This window comes from Flavobacterium sp. NRK F10, assembly GCF_024054235.1.
Taxonomy (GTDB): domain Bacteria; phylum Bacteroidota; class Bacteroidia; order Flavobacteriales; family Flavobacteriaceae; genus Flavobacterium; species Flavobacterium sediminis.
The window spans coordinates 2,930,230-2,952,109 of record NZ_JAMXLC010000001.1; the positions used below are offsets into that span (position 1 = coordinate 2,930,230).

The window sequence follows — 21,880 nt, forward strand, 5'->3', positions numbered from 1 at the left end:
TTTATATTAAGTAAATAAAAAAGCTCCGTTTATTAGGAGCTTTTTATTTTTAATAGCTTGCAGGTATAGATAAAAGCGGAATGCTTAAACCCGACGCCATAACTCTGGTTTTACTTCTGTGAACCATTGAGTCCCAAAAGCCATATTTTTTAGGCATCATAATTAACAGGTCTGCATTAAAATCTTTGATCTCTTTTTTAATTTCATCGATAACTTCTTTCGACTGTATATTTTTGTAATAATAGTTGATCTCCTTTTCGTCGTCTTCTTTTGTTTTAGGATTGTCCTTTTTGATTTTTTCAACAGTTGTATCAACACTGAAAACTTCTATTTCTGTATTTTGAGCAGCGATCAGGCTTTTAATGAGCGAAGTAGCATGGCTCGGAATTTCATCCGGTGTATCGCAGGCAAATAAAACTCTGTTTAACGGTGTGAATTTTGTCTCTAACGGAACAGAGATTATAGGGATATTAATGTTCCTGATAGCTGAGGTTGTTGTATTACCCATTAATTCCTGTTCTAAGCTTTTTTCAGCCATACCGAATACTAATAAACCGGCATTGTATTTTTCAATGCAAGTAACTAAATGTTCTTCAACAAAAGAATAGGTGATCTCTGATTGGGTTTCAATATGGTGTTCCTTTTTTAATTCCTTAGCCAACTCTTTCAAACGTTCTGAATTAATATCAAACAGTTTCTGAAAAGTTTCTGCTGATAATTGCGCATTAGATGCGTGTATAGGTGGATTGAAAGCATGGAAAAGTACTAAATTCATATTGGCTGCTTTAGCTAAGTTAGCCGCATATTGAACTGCATTCTGAGCGATTTCAGAAAAGTCAGTTGTGGCAATTATGGTCATCATAAGTTTAGTTTTATTTTGTTATGTACTCTAACAAATTTAAGCATTTTAACCAGTTTTATTAGAATAATTAACGTTAAAAAAAGAGAGGTTAAGCGTATTTTAAGAAACTTAGAATAAGATTGATTCATTACAGATATAGTTTATTTTTTGATAACAATTTGATGTAATTGTATTATTTGTACAAAAAAAATAGCCTTAATTTTATAATCCTTAATTTTTTTGAAAAATGAATATTAATTATAAAGTTTTTGCTTTAGCTTTTTTGCTAGCAGGTTGTGCAGGAGAAAAAGAAAAAATAACTGAAACACTGTTTCATACCAGCGGAAGAGTTGACGCCGTTTCAGATCGTAAGGTCTACCTGTTGGGATCGGCTTCTTCAATTGAATTCAGCTACAAAGGGAATAGTTGTGAGTTTAACATGGAGAGTGTTGATACATGGAAACATCATAATTATTATGTTTTAGAGATAGACGGGTTTTACAAAGGGCGGTTTACAATTGATTCAATAGGTATTGAAAAGGTAAAAATTGAAGAAACAAAAGATACTATTCATCATGTAAAAGTTTTTAAAGCAACAGAAGCAGCCAATGGAAAAGTCTTATTCGATGGCTCAGGAATAACAAATTTAGTCCCCTTTTCGGCAGAATCTAAAAAGAGAATTGAATTTATCGGGAATTCCATTACATGTGGCATGGGAAATGATCTGACAATTCCATGTCATAGCACCGATTTCTGGTTCGATCAACATAATGCATATTGGGCTTATGGTCCAGTTTTAGCCAGAGAACTGAATGCCGATTTCTTGCTGAGCTCTGTTTCCGGTTATGGTATGTACCGCAATTGGAACGATGAACATGAGTCAGAACCTAATTTACCGGAGGTCTATGAAAATCTAAATTTAGATAAAGATACTTCTAAAGTTTTCAACACTGATTTCCAACCGGATTTAGTAAGTATATGTTTGGGAACTAATGACCTGTCTGACGGGGATGGTAAAAAGGAACGTTTGCCTTTTAATGAAGAAAAATACATAGCAAACTATATCAAGTTTATAAAGACTATTTATAATCGTTATCCGGATACACAGCTTGTTTTACTGAACAGTCCTATGGTTTCAGGAGAAAAAAACGATGTTTTTATGGCATGTTTAAAGAAAGTTAAAGAAGCTTTTGAAACAGACACCGTACATAAACCGATTACTATTTTTGAGTACAAGCCTATGGAACCCCAAGGATGTGATTACCATCCGGATGTAGAAGATCATAAGTTTATGGCTCAGCAATTGAAAGAAACCTTTAAAAAAATACTAAATGAATAAAATTGTTGTAATTTTTAGTTTGTTTTTAATTCAAGTTATGAATGCAGAAGTAAATTTACCTTCGTGCTTTTCGGATGGAATGGTCTTACAGCAAAATTCACAAGTAAAGATTTGGGGTTGGGCAAATCCAAAAGAACCCGTTTCAGTAATTCCGTCTTGGAATAAAAAAGAATATAAGACCGAAGCCGATTCGAATGCTTATTGGGAACTAACCATTGAGACAATACAAGCGGGCGGACCTTATGAAGTGGAAATAAAAGGTTACAATACATTGCAATTAACCAATGTCTTGTTGGGAGAAGTTTGGTTTTGTTCCGGGCAGTCTAATATGGAAATGACGGCCGATTGGGGAATTGACAATAAAGAAGAAGAAATAGCAAAAGCTGATTTTCCTGAGATCCGCTTTTTCAGGACTGCTAAGGTCACAGCCGATTATCCTCAGGTCAATGCTATTGGCAATTGGGAAACTTGTACTCCGGAAACCATGCGAAAAAATAGTGCCGTTGCTTATTATTTTGCCAGAAGGTTACAGGAAATAGAACCGGATGTTCCGGTGGGCTTGATTGTTTCAGCTTGGGGAGGTACTCCGGCAGAAGTCTGGATGCCTAAGAATGTATTTTCAAATGATAAATCGTATTATAAAACGGCCATTGACCGTAAGTTGTCAGAATATTGTCCGGTTGAACCTTCTAAAACATTCAACAGCATGATTTATCCTTTGATTGGTTATAAAATAGCCGGCTTTTTGTGGTATCAAGGAGAAAGTAATGTAGGAGAATCTACATATCAACAATTATTTACCGAATTGATTCAATCGTGGCGAAAACTATGGAAAGAGGAATTGTCCTTTTATTATGTACAGATCGCACCTTATCAATATGAAGGAGAAGGTACTTATGCTGCTATGACCCGTGATTTACAGCGACAAGTTTTGGCTTTGCCAAAAACAGGAATGGTTGTGATCAGTGATGTGGCAACTTTAAATGACATTCATCCGACCAATAAAAAAACGGTAGGAACCCGATTAGCGGATATGGCTTTAAAACAGCATTATAATGTTTTAAAAGGAACTGTTGAAAGTCCGGCTATCCAAAGTGCTAAAAAGGTTAAAAAAGGAGTTGAACTTACTTTTGAACATAACGAGAGCCTTCATTTTACGACCAAAGAGAATTTATTTGAAATTGCCGGAAATGATGGAGTTTTTTATCAGGCGAAAGCCAAAATAGTAGAAGGGAAAGTAATAGTCGGTTGTTCTAAAGTAAAGTATCCTGAATACATCCGTTTTGCTTGGGGAAATGCTGTTCAGTCTAATTTGTTCAATGAAGCTGAATTACCGGCTTCTACTTTTAAAATTGCCATTCCATGAAACGAACAATCATCTTAACCTTACTTATCATGGGAAGTTATGCCCATGCACAAAAGAAAAAGAAAATGAAGCAACAAGAGCCTATTGAAACCAGAATAGAACAGTTACTGCAAAAGATGACCTTGGAAGAAAAAGTAGGTCAGATGAATCAATATAACGGATTTTGGGACGTAACCGGTCCGGCTCCGGAAGGAGGTTCGGCAGCTTTAAAGTATGAGCACCTTAAAAAAGGTTGGGTTGGTTCCATGTTAACTGTCAGAGGTGTAAAAGAAGTTAAAGCCGTACAAAAAATAGCTGTAGAGGAAACCCGTTTAGGAATTCCGCTGATCATTGGCTTTGATGTGATTCACGGTTACAAAACGTTAAGCCCTATACCACTGGCGGAAGCAGCAAGTTGGGATATGGAAGCGATTAAAAAATCAGCTCAGGTAGCAGCCGGTGAAGCTTCTGCTTCTGGTATTAACTGGACATTCGGACCTAACGTAGATGTCTCCAGAGATGCTCGTTGGGGCAGGGTTATGGAAGGAGCCGGAGAAGATGCTTTTTTAGGAAGTAAGGTAGCTGAAGCAAGAGTAAAAGGTTTTCAGGGTGAGACTAAAGAAGATTTAGGATTGCCTAATACTATTGCAGCTTGCGCCAAGCATTTTGCAGCTTATGGTTTTGTGGAGGCCGGAAAGGAATACAATTTGGTAGATATCGGAATGCCAACATTATATAATTTAGTACTGCCTCCGTTTGAAGCTGCTAAAAATGCAGGAGTGCGAACGTTTATGAACTCATTTAATACGTTAAATGGTGTACCGGCAACAGGAAGTAAGTTTTTACAACGTGATATTTTAAAAGACAAATGGAATTTTGACGGTTTTGTGATTACAGATTGGGCTTCCATCAGAGAAATGATCAATTGGGGATTTGCAGAAGACGGAACAGAAGCGTCTTTGAAAGCAGTTGAAGCCGGAGCTGATATGGACATGGAGTCGCATTTATATGTATACGAATTAGCGAAATTGGTTCGGGAAGGGAAAGTAGATGAAAAACTGATTGACGATGCAGTGAGAAGAATTCTGCGTGTAAAATTTGAATTAGGGTTGTTTGATGATCCTTATCGCTATTGTGATGAAAAACGCGAGCAAAAGGTTATTGGAAGTAAAGAAAACAGAGAAGCTGTATTGGATATGGCTAAAAAGTCAATTGTATTACTGAAAAATGACAAACAATTACTTCCTTTACCTAAAACAGGTAAAAGAATTGCTTTAATCGGTGCTTTGGCAGCAGATAAAACCAGTCCGTTAGGAAGTTGGCGCATAGCATCGGATGATGAAACTGCTGTATCTGTTTTAGAAGGAATGCAGCAATATACAGGCAACCGATTGGGCTATGAAAAAGGAGCAGATGTAACTATAGGTTCGGTAAGTTTTATTCAGGAAGTTCAAATCAACACTACTGATAAAAGTAGCTTTGAAGCAGCAAAAAAAGCGGCTCAAGAAAGTGATATAGTAGTAATGGTTCTCGGGGAACACGGGTTTCAGACCGGAGAGGCAAGGAGCAGAACAGAACTTGGACTTCCGGGTGTACAGCAAGAACTTTTAGAAGAAGTGTACAAAGTGAATCCCAATATTGTTTTGGTTTTGAATAACGGACGTCCGCTAGCTTTACCTTGGGCAGCCAAACATATCCCGGCTATAGTAGAAGCCTGGCAATTAGGAACTGAAACAGGAAATGCTGTTGCTCAGGTGCTCTATGGAGATTACAATCCTAGCGGTAAGTTACCGATGTCATTTCCTAGAAATGTGGGACAATGCCCGATTTACTATAATTATTATGCTACGGGAAGACCAATCGATAAAGATAACAATGTGTTCTGGACGCATTACAGCGATGTAGAAAAAACACCGCTTTGGAGTTTTGGTCACGGATTGAGTTATACTACTTTTGAGTATTCAGAAATAACTCTTGATAAAGAAAGTTATAAAAAAGGAGAACCTGTAAAAGCTTCTGTAACAGTTAAGAATACTGGAAATTATGATGGTAAGGAAGTGGTACAGTTATATGTTCGTGATGTAGTGGCAAGTTTAACCCGGCCGGTAAAAGAATTAAAAGATTTTCAAATGATATCTCTGAATAAGGGAGAGTCTAAAACCGTAGAGTTTGTACTAACTGAAAAAGAGTTAGGTTTTTATAATAGTGAAGGAGAATTTATTGTTGAATCCGGTAAATTTCAAATTTTTATAGGAACAAGCTCCTCTGATACAAAGAATAGTGTTTTTCATTTATACTAGAATTTGTTAGGGTTTTGAAAAGGATTGATGATCTTTCATCAATCCTTTTTTGTGTAAAAAAAACAGAAATATGAATTACAACAGATGTGGGAAAAGCGGACTTTTGTTACCACAAATATCTTTAGGGCTATGGCATAATTTCGGTTCTTTTGATGATCTTAAAAATGCAGAGCAAATAATTGTCAATGCTTTTGATAATGGGATCACACATTTTGATTTAGCAAATAATTACGGGCCGGTTCCGGGATCAGCAGAGGAAAACTTCGGAGGAATCGTTAAACGGAATTTTCAAGGTTTTATGCGAGACCAATTAGTCATTTCAACGAAAGCCGGATACAAGATGTGGGACGGACCTTATGGAGATTGGGGTTCTAGGAAATACCTGATTACGAGTTTAAATCAAAGTTTGAAACGAATGAATCTGGAATATGTGGATATCTTTTATTCGCATCGTCCGGATCCTGAAACTCCCGTTGAAGAAACCATGATGGCTCTTGATTATGCCGTGAAAAGCGGTAAGGCACTTTATGCAGGGATTAGTAATTATAATGCTGAGCAGGCTCAGGAAGCCATAAAGATTCTGAAAGATCTGGGAACTCCTTGCTTAATTCATCAACCTAAATATTCTATGTTTGAGCGTTCACCTGAAGATGGCTTATTAGATGTTTTAGAAGAGAATGGAGTAGGATGTATCGCGTTTTCTCCTTTAGCGCAAGGTCTATTAACCTCTAAATATTTAAAAGGAATTCCTGCCGGTTCAAGAGCATCAAATCCTAACGGATCTTTACAAACAACAGACATAACGGAAGACATTCTTCAAAAGATACAATTGTTAAATAAGTTGGCACAAAAAAGAGACCAAACGTTAGCACAAATGGCTATCGCCTGGTTGTTAAAAGATAGAAGAATTACTTCTGTTTTAATAGGTGCCAGTTCTGTTGTGCAATTATACGAAAACTTAAAAAGTTTAGAGCAGTTGACTTTTTCAGAAGAGGAATTGCAACAAATAGAATCAATTCTAAGTGGAATAATTTAGTTGTTATTCCACTTAGAATTAAAGTCTTTCATAAGAGCTAAGGTACTTTTTTCTGTAGCAAAAACGGAGTTCAGACCTTGCGGCTCTTGTGGTGGGTCAGTAGTATAGTCATCGCCAATATTCCATTTACCATTTTCAGGATTGTTCTTTCCGAAACCACCATAACCCCAAAAATTCAAAGCAACAAAAGGTTCATTAGTCTGAATAGCTTTGTCCAAGCGCCGGAAAACAGCTTTATAGAATTGATTGCGGTATGCCGCTGATGCATTTCTGTCTAAGTTTTCCTGAACTCGCGGATAACCGAATTCTTCTAAAACAATAGGCTTATTTAGCTTTTTAGCTACTTTTATATGTTCTTCTATATAGTTCAGTGTATTTTGAATAGCAACAGGAGTAGAGCCAGCCTCGTCTTCAATTTTATACCAACCCCAGTTTTTAGGCCAGATGTGCATGGTCAAATAATCAATATTCGGATTATTGTGTGTACGTTCAAAAGTAAGCAGATCATCGTTAGAACCGGCTTTCCCTTCTGAGCCTGTTGTTACCAAGTGGTTTTTATCTAAAGATTTAATATAGGCGGTCACATCATTTAACCAATTTGTAAAAGCTTTTTCATTTTCCGGAGTAAAAACACGAGGTTCATTGGCTACTTCCCATGCCATAATAGTTGGGTCATCTGAATATTTTACTTTAGAAACAGAATTAGTTCTGGTAATAATTTTTTTGATGTAACTTTTTAAAGCTTCTTTACACGGTTCACAAGTATGGAACTGTGCTGTATAAGCCATGAATTGCGGCCAGGTATTAGGTGCAATATTAGGGTTAGGAACTACGCCGTATCCGTTCCATTCTAAGTACTTAGCCATTCCGCCGCTCCATTCCCAATTGTTCGTAAAATAAAGAATAGCTGTCAGATCTCTTTTTTTCATTTCCGATAAAAGAAAATCGAGTCCTTCTAAACGGGATTCAATAAAAACACCTTGTTGAGGTTGCAAAGGTTCTCTTACAGTATAATCCTGATCTCCGCCTTCAGCACCAATCATAATCCTTAGATTGACAATGCCATTAGATTTTAAGTCATCTAACTCTCTTAGTAAACGACTTTGATTACCTTCTTTACAGCCTAAAAGACCTCCATACCAGTAATTAGTTCCTACATAATGATAAGGTTCTCCGTTTTTGATAAATTGAGATTCCTTAATGCTGATAAAACTGTCTTTTTCGACATTACAGGAAATACAAATAATAATCAAAAGAAGGGGCAAAAAGGCACGGATAGCTTTCATAATTTTTTAGTTTGGTAATTGGTACAAGTTCGGTAAATTATTTACTAAAGTCGTTTTGGGCTTGTTAGTAAAATCTATAAAATCGTTTACATTAGAGTTAGTTGGGGTTGGTACATAATAAGCATCTTGTGTGTTATACCAGAACATGGTATATGCAATTTGGATGTTCTGATCGGTTAAAGCAGTATATAAATAATTCGAGAACCAACCATTTATAGGAGGATTGGCATTGCTAACCTGATAGCCGGTCTCGCTCAAAGCTGCAATTTTTTTCTTTGCAATAGCCAGATCAGAAAGCATTTTTAATTTATTGTTTGCCGTTGTTGCTCCTGAAGTACCTTGATTATTAAAATCTCCGTAATTGTCCATTGCTAAAATATCAACATAAGTGTCTCCCGGATAACGTGATAGATACTGACTTTCTGTATTATAAGAATTGTCAGGAGAAAAAGCATAGAGAATATTGTGAACTGATTTAGTATCTCTTAAATACTCAACAGTAAATTGCCATAACTGCTGATATTGGGCTGCAGTACACCACTGGCTTCCCCACCAGAACCATCCTCCGTCAAATTCGTGAAATAGTCTTAAAATGACAGGAATTTGTTTATTATCAGTTCCTTTCAGGTTAGTTAATACAGTAGCTATTTTATCCAGTTTTGTTTTGTAATACTCATGATTTGTACCGCCGGGTAGGAGACTGATCAAAGCATTGTATTTTTGGAAATCGGTCATTTCACTTGTGTAAAATTCTTGGCCCTCATAAGGTTCGCGCATGTGCCATGAAAAAGTAACAAACATACCATTGTCATACGCCTGTTTAGCATCTGTTATAATTTTTAATTCTTGTTGGTAGAACCAATTAGAAGCTTCTCCTGTGTTATTATCATCCGTAATGAACATGAAATCACATCCTAAAAGAGCGGGATCATATCCGGTCGATTTTTTGATGTCTGATTGTGAGCTATCGTTATTGTAAAAGCTGTTAAAAGCATCTTGTTGACCTATAGCAAACTTTGTTTCAGCCATTTTTTTCAGGTTGTAGAACAAAGCAACGGTTTCATCAGTAGCATTAGGATCAACCATATAGTTCCTCACGTTTTGAGGCGTTATACCGTTGTTATTTGTTGTATTTGTAGTAGCAACGGAATTTGATTCCTCTGTTGAGGAACAAGCGATTAAAAGAGTAGTGTAAAAGAAAAAAAATATTTTTTTCATTATCTGAAGTATTTAATTTGGATGTTGTCAGCATATAAATTTCCTGTACAATTGCTTAATGCTAACATGATCCTGAACTTTTTTGTCTCTTTAGGAATACTTAATGTTTTTTCAAAGTACAACCACTCAGTAGAGTTGGTAACAGTTCCCAGAAGCTGGTCTTCCGATGTTTTATTTTTTCCGTCTTTTGTAAATTCAATGATAAACATTCCGTTGTTCCAAGGTTCTTTTCCCCGAACAATATTTTCAGCTTTTAACCAACCTGAAATATGAATTTTCCCGGCACCTTCGGGAAGGTCTGCTGACTGTTCGATTGCAGTCCATTCATTTGCCGGAGAAGATACCAGTACTGCAAATTTTCCCTGATGGCTTTTGTCGGTTATACGGGCTTTACCTGTCCAGTATTCTAATTGGTTTTCAAAATCACCGTTTTGGAAATAGACCGGTTCAATAACTTTTACTATGGTTTTTTGCTCTTTTTCTGAGGTTTTCTTTTGTACCGTGGAATGGTATTCCTCTTCAGAAATTTTATTAACTTGTACTTCATCAAATAGAATAGTACCGTCGGTTTGAGCCAGCGCGAGCATAATTCGGATCTTTTTAGCATCAGAAGGGACTAAAACCGTTTTTGTATATTCAGTCCAGGCGGTAGAACCTTTGATCTGAGCTATATTCTCATAACTGATATTTTTTCCGGAAGAGGTCAGGAACTCTACAGTCATTACGCCTGCGTTATAAGGCTCTTTCCCTCCGGAAATCGCATCGGTTTTTATCCATATACTACATTCTAAAGCAAATGTTTCTTTCGGAATGTTAACAGTCTGGTCTATTCCTTTCCATTCGCTACCGGTAAATTGATTGATTAAGCAACTGTTCTTTCCTGTTTTTTTATCATAAGGAGAGATGGTTGCTGAAGAACCATTCCAATATTGCAGATCCGACTCGAAGCCTCCGTTTTTAACGATATTTTTTTGTGCATGAGAAAACAGACAAAAAAGGAACAATACCGAGAAAAGAGTATAATGTTTCATTTCAATAGTTTTTATAATCGATCAATCAGTTCTATACAAGCTCTGGAGTTGTGGTAAGGACATTTCCATAAACCTGCTTTATCGTTGATTATTTTACTGTAATCTCCATGAATACCCCAGATCCATTCTCCGTTTTCTTTGTCTATGATAAAACGCTTAATGAAATCCCAGTTTTTTTCAGCAGTAGTAAAATATTTCTCTTCTTGTGTTAATTCCCAAGCATTGATCATCCCAATTAAAAGTTCTGCTTGTGGCCACCAATGCTTTTCTGTGATTAAATTATTTTTCTGAGGATCAAGTTCATACCAAAGACTTCCGTCCTGGTCAATCCCTTCAAAAGTAGCATCAGCCATTTGTAAGGCGTGTTTAGTAAAGATTTCAATCAGTTCTTGATTTTGTGTAATTCTTGCACACCAAAGCAATAGCCAAGCAGCTTCTATATCATGACCATAGGAAACGACATCTGGTTTTTCAATCCATTCTTCATTAAAGAAGAGTTTTAGATGTCCGGTTTTAGTATTGATAAAATAGTGATTGATCGTCTCTAAAATTTCTATAATCTTTGTTTGTAAAAGTTCATTTGGCCAAACTAAAAATAAGTTGGCATACGCCTCTACAATATGTAAATGCGTATTCATAGTCTTCTTTTCGTTGACATCTTTAGCACTTAACCGGAGATCTTCAATTGGATTCCATTCTTGAGTAAAGGCTTCTAAATATCCTTTGTTTACAGGGTCAAAGCTATATTTTTCGATGGTTTCAAAAAGCGAAATAGCCATTTGTAAAACTTTTTGATCCTGAGTTATCTTATAGTATTCGGCTAAGCCGTAAATTGTAAATGCTAAAGCATAGATCTGCTTCTTGGTTTGAGAAGGTTTTCCATCGTATGCAACACTCCAGAAAACCCCGCCAAACTCTTTGTCAAAAAAATAACTATTAATAAAATGATAAGCTTTAGTGGCTGTTTCAAGATCGGAAGGATCTTGTGTGATCTGATAAGCCGCAGAGAAAGACCAAAGAATACGAGCATTGAGAACAGAGCCTTTTTCAGCATTCAGAACTTTTTTTTCAAAAGCATCGATTTGTCCTACAAAACCATCATTTTCAGTGTCTATGGTGTTTCTTTTCCAATAGTTTAAAATGTGGTTAAGTTCTTCTCTGACCTCGTTTTTTAAATTTTGTTTTCTTTCTGGTGTTGGCATATCAAAAGATCAAGGATTATAAATTTTTATTTCGATCAACTAAATCAATAATAGTCGCTACGGATCCTGATGAAATAAAGGTGTCTTCAGGAGTATTCATTACATAATCTACTAATCTGTCAGTAGAAGAAACGGCTACATGCATCCGGGTATCGGATGAAGCATAATAGATGTATACGGTTCCGTCTTCATCAGTAATCCAACCGTTTGAGAACAACACGTTGGAAACATCTCCTACGCGTTCGTCATTGATCGGAGCCATAAAATGTCCGGCCGGAACATACGTTACTTTTCCTATATCATTCAAATCGGTCATGAACATGTAGAGTGTATAGCGCAGACCGGCAGCTGTGTTTCGCACTCCGTGTGCTAAATGCAACCAACCTTTTGAGGTTTTGATCGGAGCAGGACCTAAGCCATTTTTTAATTCATAGATTGTATGGTATTTTTTAGAGAAAATAATGGTTTCATTTTGAACAACAGGGTTTTCCATATTGTCAATATAACCTAAACCGATACCACCACCGGAACCAACATCAATAAAGCCGTCCTGAGGGCGTGTGTAAACCGCATATTTTCCATTTACAAATTCAGCGTGTAAAACCACATTTCGTTGTTGACCTGTATTGGAAATCAAATCCGGCAAGCGCTCCCAATTAACCAAATCTTTTGTACGAACAATACCGGCATTAGCAATTGCGCTACTGGTATCGCCTTTAGGAGCATTCGGATCTTTTCTTTCGGTACAGAAAATGCCGTAAATCCATCCGTCTTCATGTTGTGTCAGACGCATGTCATATACATTGGTATCCGGATTTCCGGGGATTTGAGGAATGACACATGGCTTTTCCCAAAATTTGAAGTTGTCAATTCCATTAGGACTTTCTGCAAGAGCAAAAAACGATTTTCTGTCATTTCCTTCAACACGTACGCATAATATATAATTTCCTTTCCATTTTATAGCTCCGGCATTGAATGTTGCATTAAAACCGATACGTTCCATAGCATAAGGGTTGTTTTCTGCGTTCAGGTCATAACGCCATTCCAAAGGAATATGTTTCGGGGTAACAATTGCATTTTTATAGCGCATGTAAATCCCGTTTGATTCCTCGTATGGTTTGTTGCTGATATTCAGAAAGGTTTCGTGTACAGCCTTTAATTGTTCGTAATTGGTTATATGTTTCATGTTTTTAATTTCCATATTATTGACGGTTAAAAATTTTATTCACTTAGATTATTCCACCAGAATTTTTTTAGTAATGCAATGCATATAACAAGAATAATGATGCAGATATAAAGCGGAAAGGTTTGCTGAAAGATCAGGTACGTCGGTATTAGTACCAATAGCGTTTGTGCTATTGTTCCGATCAATACATTGAACATATCACGACCGAAATTAGCATCAGATTTAAAATCAGGATTTTCAGCTATTACTTCTTCTTTTACAGGTCCCCAAAACCCCCACGGACGGACGTTTAAATAAAATTCTTTAAGAATGTCTTTATTGGTTGCCGGTGCAGAATAGGTTCCGATAATCGATCCTAATAAAGAGACGATAAGTAAAATGGGGAACAAATAAAGTTCGTTTACTTCAGGAAAAAGCATGGGAGTGAAGTAAGCGGCTACTAATCCGGTTAGCATCCCCCAGAAAAATCCTTCGCCGTTAAATCGCCACCAATGCCATTTTAAAATGTTAGCTCCTACATAACTTCCATAAAGAACAGATACAATAATGTTTAACACGGAGTTTACATTTTTAGCAAATAATCCCAATATAATACTGATAAGCACAACGATAATTCCGGTGGCATAATTCATATTTCTGATTTGTTTAGCATTAGCTTCCGGTTTAATATGTTTCAGATAAATATCATTTACAATATAGGCTTGAGCAGCATTAAGAGTTCCGGCAAAAGTAGACATGAATGCAGCGATTAACCCTGCCAGTAATAAACCTAAAAGCCCGACAGGAACAAAGGTTTTAATAGCCGAAGGAAGTATAAGCTCAAAATCCAGATTTCCGGAAGCAGTCAACAGGTCTATCTTTTCATAGTAAACCAAAGCTAAGGCAGCAAATCCGGCAATCATTAAGTAACGTATCGGCATTAGGATAACGGATACGAAACCACTCATTTTAGAAGCTTCAATAGCATTTTTGGTAGATAATATTTTTTGCATATCATAAGTAGGAGCAGGTCCTGCGATACTAACCAAAATTCCTTTAAATAACATCATTGAAAGAAAAATCGAGAAGATTCCGAAACCATCGGACTTTATTTTGCTTTGTACTTCTGGTATCACAGAAGACCAATTGAGTTCTAAGCCTCCGCTGAACGGACTCATCCAATGTTCCGGTACGGTCAGATTTCCTGTTCCGACAGCTTGCCAACCTAAATAGCCAATAACTAAAGCTGCTACTGTCATAATTGCAAATTGAACTACATCTGCCCAAACAATTCCTGACATACCGCCCAATAGAGAATAGAATACAGCAAAAAGTGTAAAAATAACGCCGTAAAAGTGCGGAACATATTGAGCCGAAACCTGAAAAGGTATATAGTTACTGATAACTTCCCAAGGGAGGAAAATCTCTACAAATTTTCCTAAGCCAATAAATCCGTATGCTAAATAGCCTAGACATACAACTAAAGCAAATACAACAACAATCATGTGTGATAATTTAGCGCCGGTACCCGTTCCGAATCGAGTTCCGATCCATTCGGCACCTGTCGTTACGTTTGATCGTCTTAACCATTTGGATAAATAAACCATTAGGAAGATCTGATTGAAAACCGGCCAAAGCCATGGGATCCATACACTTTTTATACCATAAACAAACATTAAAGTAACCAACCAAATAGTCCCTGAAATGTCAAACATACCCGAAGCATTGGAAAGCCCCAGTAAATACCATGGAATGGATTTACCACCTAAAAGATAATCGTCTTTACTTCGTTCAGCCCTTTTCCTTAATACCAGCCCGATAATGACAATTGAGATCAAGTAAGCAAGGATAATTAAAAAATCTATTGTATTGAGTAGTTGCATAGTATCGGTTTACTGGTAAATATTTTGTTCTGTTATTTCTTTTTGGAAAAAAGTATTAGGTAATTCATAGAATTTTTTAAAATCCTTTTCCGTAGACTGCCCTTTATAAGGAGCGTAATAATGCATTTTTTGTTCATGTTCCAGCCAACCGTGATTTCTCCAGACCAAGACGTATGAAATTTTATAATTGCCAATAGCTTTTATTAAGGTATCAGTCCACCAGTTTTCATAGGGAATCTGTTCAAATCCGGTTTCAGCAAATGCCATTATTTTATTATGTTTCAAGGCAAATTCATTCATGATTTTGAATTGTTTCCGGCATTTATCAACATAGGCAGTACTTGTGGTAGGATCGTCGTATTGATAGGCATCAAAGCTTACGATATCAACATATTGGTCTCCCGGGTAAAATTTTTCAAAATCTTCGTATGTTTCAAAATCAGCAGTATTGAATACATAAATTAAACTGTGAACGCCTTTAGATTTTAAGTAATTAAATGAAAATACCCATAATTCTTTAAATTGTTCAGGAGTTCCGTTGTTTTGGCACCACCAAAACCAATTTCCGGTTAATTCATGATACGGGCGGTATAAAACAGGGATTGATTTACCATCGTCAGATTTAAGACTGTTTAAAAATACGGCAGCTTTGTCTAACCATTTTTTAAAAAGTTCATGCTTGCTTCCGTTTGGTAGTACTGAAGCTAAGGAGCCGGGAGTTGTATCCCAAGCATCACCACCGGTAAAAGGGTTATTAATATGCCAACTAATAGTATTGACACCGCCCCTTTGATATACTTCTTTAATGTATTGTCTCATTTTATGAAAAGGAACTCCGTCCAGGTTTTCCGGACTGTCATTTTCAATTCTTCCGATATCCCAACCATAAACAGCCGGATAATCATTAGCAACTTCTTTTACATCACTTCGACCATTTTCATATTTCCAGTTCACTCCATAAGCCAGATCATCCTGATGACCAAACATGAATCCTTTTTGTTTTAATTGTATCAGGTTTCGGTATACGTTTTGGGTTTCAGTAGTAGCTTGTTGGTCGCTATTGAGTATTGAATGACAAGAAGCTAACAAAGAGATTGAGGTCAATAATGTTATTTTTTGTATGGTTTTGTACAGTCTCATATCAGTTATCTTGTGTATTTTTAAAAAGTAGTTAAAAAATATAGGAATATTTTTCAAATAATTAAAAATATTGATTGTGATTTTATAAAATTCAAAATTAATTTTGTTATTCTATATAGTAGTAATATTATTTTGTCAAAATTATATCTTATAATTGCAAAAAAATAAAATTAAAATGAGCGAGGTCTATAAATTTCACAGAGAAGTAACTCCCTTATCAAAAAGAGATAGCTTTTTGGTCTTTGATAGAATTAAAGACGGATTTGATTTCCCAGTACATCATCATCCGGAATACGAGATTAATTTTATTCAAAACGGAAGCGGTGTAAAAAGAGTAGTGGGAGATCATATAGAAGAGATTGAAGAAGTTGAGTTGGTGTTAGTTGGACCTAATTTGCATCATGGGTGGGAAACACATAATTGCAGGTCAAGAAGGATTCATGAAATAACCATCCAATTTCATAATGATTTGTTTGAAGATAGTTTTTTATCCAGACGGGTAATGCTGTCGATCAAAGATATGCTGGAAAAGTCTATACATGGAATATTGTTTTCGAATAAAACAGCTATAGAAATAGGGGAAAGATTGAAAAAACTATCAAAATTAGACGGAATTGATAATTTTTTAGAGTTTTTGTCTATACTTTATGATATGTCTAATTCAAGGAATCAGCGGTTGTTGTCTACTTATACGGTTGATAATTTTAATTTCGAAGAGGATGATAAAATGAAAATGGTGTATGATTATGTGCAACAAAACTTTTCAGAGAAAATTTCTTTAGATGAAGTAGCAGACCTGTTATCGATGAGTGTTGTGTCGTTTAATCGTTTTATTAAAAAAAGAACAAATAAGACTTTTGTGAACTATTTGAATGATATCAGGGTAGGGTATGCTTCCAGGTGGTTGATTGAGAAGGATTTAAGTATTGCGGAAATTGCTTATAAGGCAGGTTTTAATAATATAGCGAACTTTAACAGAATCTTTAAGAGTAAAAAGAACACAACTCCGAGTCAATACAGGGAAGAATTCAATGGAATGAAACGTTTTTTATAACAATGATATTATTTTATCATATTCAAACATTAAAATTTCGTTAAAATTTTCGTGAAAATAATAGAATTAAATGATAAAATAATATTAAAGTTAAGTTGGTAAGACCTATAATTTTGTAAATCAACAATAAATACATGTCTAAATTATTGATATTATAAAAAATATAGGTATTTATTTTGTTTTATTAAATTACTAACTAACTAACAAATTTATGAGGGATTCAAATTATTGCTTAAAGCAGGCAAGTAAAAGAAAAAGGTATTTTTTCTTTCTTTTTCTTTTATCGTCTTTTTCTGCTTTAATGGCTCAAAACATTAAGGTTTCGGGCGTCGTATCCGATAAACAAGGAGTGACTCTTCCGGGAGTTAATGTTGTTTTGAAAGGTACGCAAAAAGGTGAGATTACAGATTTCGACGGAAATTTCCAATTGGATGTCCCGTCAGATGGTGTTTTAACCTTTTCCTACATTGGTTTTAAAACAAAAGAGGTACCGGTAAATTCTCAATCAACAATTAATGTGACTCTTGAAGAAAATGTATCCAGTTTAGAAGAGATCGTAGTTATTGGTTATGGTGCTCAAAAGAAGGAAGATGTTAACGGTGCTATATCTTCAATTAAAACGGAAGATATTACGGCTTTAAAACAAACGACTGTGGATCAGATGATGCAGGGGAAAGCTGCCGGTGTTACAATTCAAAACAATTCAGGGCAGCCAGGTAGTGCAGTTTCAGTTCGTGTTCGTGGTGTGACTTCTATCTCTGGAACAAACGAGCCGCTTTATATTATTGATGGTGTTCCGGTTTCCGGTGATGCAACTGGAAAATCCATGTCAGGCCGTCCAATAGCTGCTAATGATTTTTCAGCGGGAGGAGATTCGGGAAACAGTGCGGTAAGTCCGTTGTCATTTCTAAATCCTAACGATATTGAATCGATTGATATTTTAAAAGATGCTTCAGCGACAGCTATTTATGGTTCAAGGGGGGCTAACGGGGTTGTGATTATTACAACGAAATCCGGTAAAAGAGGAGATGGAAAGATATCTTATGAAGGTTACACCTCTGTTGCAAATATTTATAGAAAATTAGATGTAATGAATTTACAGCAGTATGCCAGATATCAGAATAATTTAGCGGTCGCGATAGGTTTACCAAACTCTGTTAGAGATGAATTCTCACATCCGGAATTATTAGGAAGCGGAACGAATTGGCAGGATGAAGTATATCAAACTGCTTTTACACAAAGTCATCAGTTGGCTTTCTCAGGCGGTAAAGATGCAACGACTTATTATTTATCCGGAGGTTTTATGGATCAGCAAGGAGTTTTACTTGGTTCGGGGTATAAACGCTATACGATGCGTGCTAATCTTGATTCAAAAGTAAAAGATTGGTTAAAAGTAGGTTTAAATGTTGGGACAGGTATTACAAATGAAAAACTAACTATCAACCAGAGCTATACTGGAATTATTAGTAATGCATTGTTACAGGCTCCTGATATTCCGGTAAGAAATACGGATGGTAGTTTTGCCGGACCTAATGACAATTCAATGGCAGGGGCTTCATACTATAACCCGGTTGCTATTTCAATGGTTAGAGATAATACTCTGGTTCGTAAAAACTTTTTAGGAAATCTGTACGGAGAGGCTACTATAATTGATGGGTTGAAGTATAGAGCGGAGTTAGGAGCAAATACAGAATTTTCAACTCAAGAAGATTTTATTCCTGAATATAACTGGGGAATTCAAACGCATAATGCAACAGAATTATGGAGACGAAACTCAAACTGGTATTCTATAAATGTTAAAAATTTATTGACTTACGATAAAACATTCGGAAAACATAAAGTAACACTCTTAGCCGGTCAGGAGGCTAATGATAGCCACTGGGAAGGTTTGAACGTTTACAGTACAGGAGCCCCTGTAAGTGATCCGGCTACGGTTAATATGGGATCAACGATTCGTGTTACGGCAAATGATTATTACAAAGGGAGTGCAGCATTATTCTCATATTTTGGTCGTTTGATCTATGATTTTGACAATAGATATAGTCTTTCAGCTTCTTGGCGTGCAGACCGATCGTCAAAATTTGATCCGGTTGTTGATGGTGGAAAAAAACAATGGGGATATTTCCCGGCTGTAGCTGCCTCTTGGAAATTATCAAATGAAAAATTCATGGAAAATACCAGAAAGTATATTGACAATATCAAGTTCAGAATTGGATATGGTGAAACAGGGAACCAACAAATTCCGAATAACCGTTATACGGCTTTGTTACAACCGGGAGGTTCAGGTTTAGGATCTTCTTATACAGTGGGCAATATGCCGAATCCTGATTTGACATGGGAATCAATGCAACAAACTAACTTTGGTCTTGATTTTACGTTATTTGATTCCAGATTATCAGCTAGTTTAGATTATTATGTGAAAAAATCTAAAGGATTCTTGTTCCAGGTACCTTTACCGGATTATTTAACAGGAGGGAGTTCCTATTATGGCGGAATTGAATCACCATATTCAAACATAGGTTCTATGGAGAATAGAGGATATGATGTTACTTTAAACTATAAAACAAAAGGAGAAAGTGATTTTTCGTGGAGTTCAACTTTAGTATTATCACATTACAAGAACAAACTATTATCTCTTCAAGACGGACTTATACTGATTCAGGACATTCAGACAAACGGTTATATGCCAGTTTCTGTAACGAATACAGTTGTTGGTCAGCCAATAGGAATGTTTTATGGATACGTTGCTGAAGGATTATTTCAAACGCAAGAGGAGTTGAATAATGCACCGATCCAATTTGGTCAATCTGTTGGAGATCAGCCGGGAGAAACTTGGTTGGGTGATGTAAAATATAAAGATGTGAACGGAGATGGTGTAATTAATGAATTAGACAGAACTTTAATTGGTAACCCTAATCCTGATTTTACTTTTGGTTTTACTAATAATTTTAGATATAAAAGTTTCGATTTATCCGTTTTTGTTCAGGGGTCTGTTGGGAATGATATCATGAATTTAACATGGAGAAACGGAACAGCTAATTCACAATTATATACGAATCAGTTAGTTGAAGCAGCTAATTACTGGACTCCGACTAATACAAATACAGATATTCCGAGAGCATTAAATGGTGTTGGAAATGTTAATAATTTAGTTTCAACACGTTATATTGAAGATGGCTCTTATGCCAGAATTCAAAACGTAACTTTAGGCTATACACTACCATCTGATTTAGTAGCAAAAATTAAGATGTCAAGAATAAGACTTTACGGAAGTGTACAAAACCTTCATACTTTCACTAAGTATAGAGGATATGATCCTGAAATTGGTTCATTTAACCAAAATGTTTTATTGTCGGGGATTGATAATGGTAGATATCCGACTCCAAGAACTTACTCATTTGGTGTTAATTTCGAATTCTAAAAAAAATGAAAATGAAAATGAATAAAAAAGTAATAGGACGTTTTACAGCAGTTTTAGCTTCTGTATTGATTCTGGCATCTTGTTCGCAAGATTTTACAGATAGACCTTCTGAAGATGCAATTAGTTTAGACTCTTACTATTCAACTAATGAACAAGTAGCATCTGCAACAAATGTATTATATTCCAGAACGTGGTTTAATTTTGAAACAAAGTTCTTTTTTGCAGTTGCAGAAGTAGGTTCCGGAAATATGTATACTAATTCATCAGATGTAAATGCATTACGCGATTTTTCAATGAATGGTAGTTATGCTATTTTGCAGGATGGATGGGCTTCATTATGGGCAAATATAGCACAGGCAAATGCCCTGATTAACTTTTTAGAGGAAAGAGTTGGACCGGATGTTGACCCTGAAGTTGTTCAGAATACAATCGGAGAGGCATACTTTTTAAGGGCTACAGCTTATTTCTATTTAGTACGTTTATGGGGGGCTGTTCCGATTATTGAAAACAATCTGGATTATGCTAATTCTCCTCAAATTCCGACTAATAGAGTAGAGGATGTGTACACGCTGATTGAAATGGATTATTTGAAAGCTATTGATCGATTGTATGAAAAGAACAGAGGAAGTAACTATGCTGATAACGGACATGTTTCTAAAGGTTCGGCTAAAGCAATGTTAGCTAAAGTGTATCTATATGAACAAAAATATACAGAAGCAAAACAAATAGCAGAAGAAGTGATTAGTAGTGGTGAGTTTAAATTATTTGGCGGACAAGAGCTTCCGGGTAAATCTTTTGCAGATCTATTCACATATCCTAATAATAATAATGAGGAATCAATCTTTGCTTTGCAATGGTTATGGGACGGAAATTACGGTTCCGGAAATATTTGTAACACTCAGTTCGGAATCAGTACAGGCGATTTAACAACTTCAAATTGTTCCTACGGAGGCGTTTTTGCACCTTCCCAAGATATTTTGAGTTTGTATGAGACTAACGATTTAAGAAGACATGAAACGATTATGTTTCCAGGAGAGGAGTATACAAATATTAAAGTACTTATTAATGGTGGACAAACTGAACAAATGGGCTTTATCGTACCGGCTGCAACAGCTATCGGTGGACAAGGAGCAGGAGCTGCAATTAAAAAATATGTAATTGGTATTGAAAACGGAAATGAAACCGGTCCGACTCAGACCAGCGGTAACGGAGCGATGTCTAATAATACCTATATCATGCGTTATGCAGAATTATTATTGATCCATGCTGAAGCTATATTAGCAGGTGGAGGAAGTACGAGTGATGTTTCGGCATTGAATTCTTTTAACGCAGTTAGAAACAGAGCCGGTTTACCTAGTGTAAGTTCTATTACACCAGAAGATATGTTTTTAGAAAGAAGAAAAGAGCTGGCTTTTGAAGGCGATTATTGGTTTGACTTGGGACGTAGACCAAGAGCAGAAGCAATAGCTATAATGTCAGCTCAAAATAGAGGAGACATGAATTATGCTCAATATTTTACGCCAACGGATGCAGATTTCTTATTAGATTATCCTGCTAATGAAGTGGCTAGAAATCCTAAGTTATTAGAGCCTCCGGTACCTTATGATTTTAACTAAAAA

15 protein-coding genes are annotated in these 21,880 nt (G+C 36.0%); 7 read left to right on the forward strand and 8 right to left on the reverse strand.

Annotation, left to right across the window (positions count from 1 at the left end; all coding sequences use genetic code 11):
- Window positions 1-49 precede the first annotated feature (49 nt).
- Window positions 50-862, reverse strand: a complete 813-nt coding sequence (locus NHF50_RS13350; RefSeq protein WP_245896410.1) for a universal stress protein — start codon at window positions 860-862, stop codon at window positions 50-52.
- Window positions 863-1,088: 226 nt separating this feature from the next.
- Here NHF50_RS13350 and NHF50_RS13355 point away from each other — a divergent pair, with 226 nt between their 5' ends.
- The 4 genes from NHF50_RS13355 (at window position 1,089) to NHF50_RS13370 (ending at window position 6,861) form a co-directional block, all read left to right on the forward strand.
- A complete protein-coding gene (locus NHF50_RS13355) occupies window positions 1,089-2,180 on the forward strand; it encodes an SGNH/GDSL hydrolase family protein (protein ID WP_252776922.1) in 1,092 nt (363 codons plus the stop codon).
- Window positions 2,173-3,546 carry a sialate O-acetylesterase gene (locus tag NHF50_RS13360; protein WP_252776923.1) on the forward strand — a complete coding sequence of 458 codons (1,374 nt, stop codon included), beginning with the start codon at window positions 2,173-2,175 and terminating at the stop codon, window positions 3,544-3,546. Before NHF50_RS13355 ends, NHF50_RS13360 begins: the two co-directional genes overlap by 8 nt.
- Window positions 3,543-5,825: a beta-glucosidase BglX gene (bglX, locus tag NHF50_RS13365; RefSeq protein ID WP_252776924.1), complete on the forward strand. Its 2,283-nt coding sequence runs from the start codon at window positions 3,543-3,545 to the stop codon at window positions 5,823-5,825. The genes NHF50_RS13360 and bglX overlap by 4 nt, the downstream gene beginning before the upstream one ends.
- A 70-nt stretch (window positions 5,826-5,895) precedes the next feature.
- Window positions 5,896-6,861, forward strand: a complete 966-nt coding sequence (locus NHF50_RS13370; protein WP_252776925.1) for an aldo/keto reductase — start codon at window positions 5,896-5,898, stop codon at window positions 6,859-6,861.
- On the opposite strand, the gene NHF50_RS13375 is transcribed toward NHF50_RS13370, so the two are convergent.
- The 7 genes from NHF50_RS13375 to NHF50_RS13405 are packed head-to-tail and all read right to left on the reverse strand — an operon-like array spanning window position 6,858 to window position 15,786.
- Complete coding sequence (locus NHF50_RS13375) at window positions 6,858-8,147, reverse strand: cellulase family glycosylhydrolase (protein WP_252776926.1); 1,290 nt, start codon at window positions 8,145-8,147, stop codon at window positions 6,858-6,860. The genes NHF50_RS13370 and NHF50_RS13375 overlap by 4 nt on opposite strands.
- 6 nt (window positions 8,148-8,153) lie before the next feature.
- Window positions 8,154-9,365, reverse strand: a complete 1,212-nt coding sequence (locus tag NHF50_RS13380; RefSeq protein ID WP_252776927.1) for a glycoside hydrolase family 26 protein — start codon at window positions 9,363-9,365, stop codon at window positions 8,154-8,156.
- Entirely contained in the window at window positions 9,365-10,396 is a 1,032-nt protein-coding gene (locus tag NHF50_RS13385) for a carbohydrate binding domain-containing protein (RefSeq protein ID WP_252776928.1), read from the reverse strand. The genes NHF50_RS13380 and NHF50_RS13385 overlap by 1 nt, the downstream gene beginning before the upstream one ends.
- Before the next feature lie 11 nt (window positions 10,397-10,407).
- Window positions 10,408-11,598 carry an AGE family epimerase/isomerase gene (locus NHF50_RS13390; RefSeq protein ID WP_252776929.1) on the reverse strand — a complete coding sequence of 397 codons (1,191 nt, stop codon included), beginning with the start codon at window positions 11,596-11,598 and terminating at the stop codon, window positions 10,408-10,410.
- A gap of 16 nt (window positions 11,599-11,614) precedes the next feature.
- Window positions 11,615-12,784 carry a glycosidase gene (locus NHF50_RS13395; protein ID WP_218925773.1) on the reverse strand — a complete coding sequence of 390 codons (1,170 nt, stop codon included), beginning with the start codon at window positions 12,782-12,784 and terminating at the stop codon, window positions 11,615-11,617.
- A 35-nt stretch (window positions 12,785-12,819) separates the two neighbouring features.
- Complete coding sequence (locus NHF50_RS13400) at window positions 12,820-14,646, reverse strand: sodium:solute symporter family protein (protein WP_252776930.1); 1,827 nt, start codon at window positions 14,644-14,646, stop codon at window positions 12,820-12,822.
- Between the two features lie 9 nt (window positions 14,647-14,655).
- The gene (locus NHF50_RS13405) at window positions 14,656-15,786 is read right to left on the reverse strand and encodes a glycoside hydrolase family 26 protein (protein ID WP_252776932.1); all 1,131 of its coding nucleotides are present in this window, start codon (window positions 15,784-15,786) and stop codon (window positions 14,656-14,658) included.
- Window positions 15,787-15,961: 175 nt separating this feature from the next.
- Between NHF50_RS13405 and NHF50_RS13410 the strand changes: the two genes are divergently transcribed.
- The 3 genes from NHF50_RS13410 to NHF50_RS13420 all read left to right on the forward strand — a co-directional run bounded on the left by NHF50_RS13410 (window position 15,962) and on the right by NHF50_RS13420 (window position 21,877).
- A complete protein-coding gene (locus NHF50_RS13410; protein ID WP_109570689.1) occupies window positions 15,962-16,840 on the forward strand; it encodes an AraC family transcriptional regulator in 879 nt (292 codons plus the stop codon).
- Between the two features lie 211 nt (window positions 16,841-17,051).
- Window positions 17,052-20,261: a TonB-dependent receptor gene (locus NHF50_RS13415; RefSeq protein WP_252776934.1), complete on the forward strand. Its 3,210-nt coding sequence runs from the start codon at window positions 17,052-17,054 to the stop codon at window positions 20,259-20,261.
- A gap of 17 nt (window positions 20,262-20,278) precedes the next feature.
- Window positions 20,279-21,877: a RagB/SusD family nutrient uptake outer membrane protein gene (locus tag NHF50_RS13420; RefSeq protein ID WP_252776937.1), complete on the forward strand. Its 1,599-nt coding sequence runs from the start codon at window positions 20,279-20,281 to the stop codon at window positions 21,875-21,877.
- Window positions 21,878-21,880: the final 3 nt, after the last annotated feature.

What these genes read in the sequence shown, in the direction of transcription:
- NHF50_RS13385 (WP_252776928.1), bottom strand. Translation starts at nt 10,396, where the DNA reads ATGAAACATTATACTCTTTTCTCGGTATTGTTCCTTTTTTGTCTGTTT.
- NHF50_RS13355 (WP_252776922.1), top strand. Translation starts at nt 1,089, where the DNA reads ATGAATATTAATTATAAAGTTTTTGCTTTAGCTTTTTTGCTAGCAGGT.
- NHF50_RS13405 (WP_252776932.1), bottom strand. Translation starts at nt 15,786, where the DNA reads ATGAGACTGTACAAAACCATACAAAAAATAACATTATTGACCTCAATC.
- NHF50_RS13400 (WP_252776930.1), bottom strand. Translation starts at nt 14,646, where the DNA reads ATGCAACTACTCAATACAATAGATTTTTTAATTATCCTTGCTTACTTG.
- NHF50_RS13370 (WP_252776925.1), top strand. Translation starts at nt 5,896, where the DNA reads ATGAATTACAACAGATGTGGGAAAAGCGGACTTTTGTTACCACAAATA.
- NHF50_RS13420 (WP_252776937.1), top strand. Translation starts at nt 20,279, where the DNA reads ATGAATAAAAAAGTAATAGGACGTTTTACAGCAGTTTTAGCTTCTGTA.
- bglX (WP_252776924.1), top strand. Translation starts at nt 3,543, where the DNA reads ATGAAACGAACAATCATCTTAACCTTACTTATCATGGGAAGTTATGCC.
- NHF50_RS13390 (WP_252776929.1), bottom strand. Translation starts at nt 11,598, where the DNA reads ATGCCAACACCAGAAAGAAAACAAAATTTAAAAAACGAGGTCAGAGAA.
- NHF50_RS13380 (WP_252776927.1), bottom strand. Translation starts at nt 9,365, where the DNA reads ATGAAAAAAATATTTTTTTTCTTTTACACTACTCTTTTAATCGCTTGT.
- NHF50_RS13375 (WP_252776926.1), bottom strand. Translation starts at nt 8,147, where the DNA reads ATGAAAGCTATCCGTGCCTTTTTGCCCCTTCTTTTGATTATTATTTGT.
- NHF50_RS13350 (WP_245896410.1), bottom strand. Translation starts at nt 862, where the DNA reads ATGATGACCATAATTGCCACAACTGACTTTTCTGAAATCGCTCAGAAT.
- NHF50_RS13395 (WP_218925773.1), bottom strand. Translation starts at nt 12,784, where the DNA reads ATGAAACATATAACCAATTACGAACAATTAAAGGCTGTACACGAAACC.
- NHF50_RS13410 (WP_109570689.1), top strand. Translation starts at nt 15,962, where the DNA reads ATGAGCGAGGTCTATAAATTTCACAGAGAAGTAACTCCCTTATCAAAA.
- NHF50_RS13360 (WP_252776923.1), top strand. Translation starts at nt 2,173, where the DNA reads ATGAATAAAATTGTTGTAATTTTTAGTTTGTTTTTAATTCAAGTTATG.
- NHF50_RS13415 (WP_252776934.1), top strand. Translation starts at nt 17,052, where the DNA reads ATGAGGGATTCAAATTATTGCTTAAAGCAGGCAAGTAAAAGAAAAAGG.